The organism is Bifidobacterium jacchi (genome assembly GCF_009078285.1).
Taxonomy (GTDB): domain Bacteria; phylum Actinomycetota; class Actinomycetes; order Actinomycetales; family Bifidobacteriaceae; genus Bifidobacterium; species Bifidobacterium jacchi.
Map to the genome: position 1 here is coordinate 1 of NZ_RQSP01000083.1, position 2,854 is coordinate 2,854.

Below are 2,854 nucleotides of genomic sequence, written 5' to 3' on the forward strand. Positions count from 1 at the left end.
GGGACCGGGCTTAGCGCAAAGATATTACGAACTCAACGCTCTTTCCGAGAAATCCTTGCGCTACGAGGCTCGTCAGCGCAAGGATTTCACGAACTCAAGGCAAATCCCGAAAAAACCTTGCGCTGAGATGCCGAGAGATGCCGCTTAGCGCCGCTTAGCGCAAGATAATCTCACGCCGCAACGCCACGAGCCAGAGCAACGCCACGAGCCAGAGCAACGCCACGCACCAGAGCAACGCCGCAACGCCGCAAAGTCACGCCAGAGATCACACCAAAGTCAGGCGTCCGTGACGACGCGGGCGATGTGCAATGCGAGATAGGCGATCTCGTCGGCGGTGAGCCGCGTATCCATGCGCAGCTCGACGATGGAGCCGATCGTCTGCGCGCACAGCATGGCCTGCGGATACGACTCGCGAATCGATTCGATGATCGCGTCCGGTTCACGCCGCAGCTGGCTGTTCTGCCGGATGCGCACGAACAGGTAGCGCAGATGCGTGATGAAACGGCCGACGTTGACGCTGTGCTGGTCCAGCGTCACATGAAAACGCTGTTCGATGACGGCGAGCATCTGCTGGATGATGCCGGTCATCTGATATGTATAGGAAAGGTCGCCGCTGGAAAAGCCGGCGTTGACCAGGTGCATGGCGATCGCCACCGTCTCGGACTCCGGCAGCACCCCATTGAGCCGCTTGTTGAGTTCGGCGAGCAGCGTCTCGGCCTGCTCGTATTCGGTCGTATAGAGGGACCGGACTTCGGCGGTCAGCGGATAGGAGACGCTGCTGCCCGCATGGATGCGCTGAATGGCGCCGGTCATATGATCGGCCAGCGCCATGACCAGCGTGGGCTTGGATTCCGCCTGCGAGGCGAGTCCGACGCTGGTCATGGCCTCGGCAACGATGCGGATCATCTCGGGCGGAATCGCCGACAGCAGTTCCGCGAGATGATCCGGGTCGCGGCCGTCGGAGGGAACGAACACGCGGACGATCTTCGCGTCATCGATGTGCTGGCCCGGGTGGGCCTTGAAACCAAGTCCCCGCCCGGTGACGATCACTTCGCGCGCGCCGTCCCGCGCCAGCACCACATTGTTGTTGAATACGCGAAGCACATCCACGCTGTTCCCTCCGACCGCAATCCGTATGGTCAGTTATCCGCTCAGTTATCCGATCAGTTATCCGATCAGTGCCGGATGTCGATCACCGCCTGCCCGGCCTTGACGTCGATGCCCGTCTTCGGGGTGACTTCGGCAAGCGAAGCGGTGTTGACCACCGTCATCAGAACGACGGTGCTGTATCCGGCTTCCTTGACCTTATCAAAATCGACGGTCACCAGCGTTTCGCCCGCGCTGACGCGGCTGTGCTCGCTGACGGCGACGGCGAATCCCTCGCCCTTCATGTTGACCGTATCGATGCCGACGTGCACGAGCACCTCGACGCCGGAGTCGGTCTTGATGCCGAAGGCGTGGCCGGTCGGCGCAACCGACTGGAGCACACCCGACACCGGGGCGACCACGGTCGCGGAGGCCGGCTGAACACCGACGCCCTCGCCGAGCGCGCGGGACGCGAACACCGGGTCGCCGGTGTCGTCAAGCGAGATCACATGGCCGTCGACCGGAGAGCCGACCGTTTCGGCGGCGGCAGCGGTGGCATTACCCGATTCGCCGGTTGCGACGGTGGCCGCGGTGGCAACGGCGGTCGGAGCGGCAGTAGCAGGCGCGGCGACGGCAGCAGCCGACTCACCGGCTGCAGCGGCGGCCTCGGCCTTGCGATCGGCCAGCTCCTGGGCGACGCGGGCGCGCACCTCGGCCTTCTGCTCGGGCGTGCGGTAGTCGAACGTGAGAATCAGGAAGAAGGAGACGAGGAACGCCGCGGCGATGGACACCGCGTAGACCCACATCTGATTGAACACCGGAATGGTCAGCAGCGACGTGAACGCGAACGCGGTGGTGGTCACGCCGTGCACGGTCGCACCGGAGGCGACGGTCGCCGGGAACAGCCATCCGAGGACGGCGATCACCACGCCGCCGACGCCGCAGCCGACCAGCATACGCGAATAGATGAGCTTGTAGCGCAGGTGGATGCCGTACAGGCTCGGCTCGGAAACGCCACCGAGCAGACCGGCCGCGAGCGCGCCGATGGAGGTCTGGCGCATCTGGCTGTCCTTGTCGCGGATGGAGATGGCGAGCACGCCGGCGGTCGCGCCAAAGCAGGCGAAGTTCCACACGCCCATCGGGCCCTGGATGAAGTCGTAGCCCATCGAGTTGATGTTCATCAGCATGAGCGCGTTGAGCGGCCAGTGCAGGCCGAGCGGCACGAGGAACGGGTAGAGCAGCGGGATCGCGATGGCGAAGATGAACGGCACATGCGTGTTCATCCACGACAGGCCGACGCCGAGGCCGTTGCCGGCCCACACGCCGATCGGGCCGATGAGGAACGCGGTGAGCGTGCCGACGATGATCATCGAGAAGAACGGCAGGAACACCAGCTGCACGCTTTCGGGAATGATGCGCTTGAGTCCGTGGTAGACCAGCGCGAGCACGGCGGCCATGAGCAGCGGCACGAACACGTTGCTGGAGTAGTCGGTCAGCTGCATCGGCAGACCGAACACCTGGGTGGTGCACTGCGTGTTGCCCATCACCTTGTGGCAGACCGTATCGGACCACTTGCTGGCGTCCATAAGGCTGGTGAACGACGGGGTCATGAGCGCCGCCATGATCGCGCCGCCAATCCACGGGTCGACCTTGAGCTTCTTGGTGGCGTTGTAGGCGACCATGATCGGCAGGAAGTAGAACACGCCCTTCCAGATGGCGGATTTTAGTGGTGGTTGCAACACCTGTGTGTTTTGCCGCTCTTGATGGC

At 63.8% G+C, this 2,854-nt stretch carries 2 protein-coding genes; both read right to left on the minus strand.

Annotated elements, in window-relative coordinates:
- Positions 1 to 276 precede the first annotated feature (276 nt).
- Positions 277 to 1,110, minus strand: a complete 834-nt coding sequence (locus EHS19_RS10365) for a PRD domain-containing protein (protein WP_151917684.1) — start codon at positions 1,108 to 1,110, stop codon at positions 277 to 279.
- A gap of 65 nt (positions 1,111 to 1,175) precedes the next feature.
- Positions 1,176 to 2,854: glucose PTS transporter subunit IIA (locus EHS19_RS10370; RefSeq protein ID WP_151917685.1), on the minus strand; the 1,679-nt coding region annotated here is incomplete at its 5' end.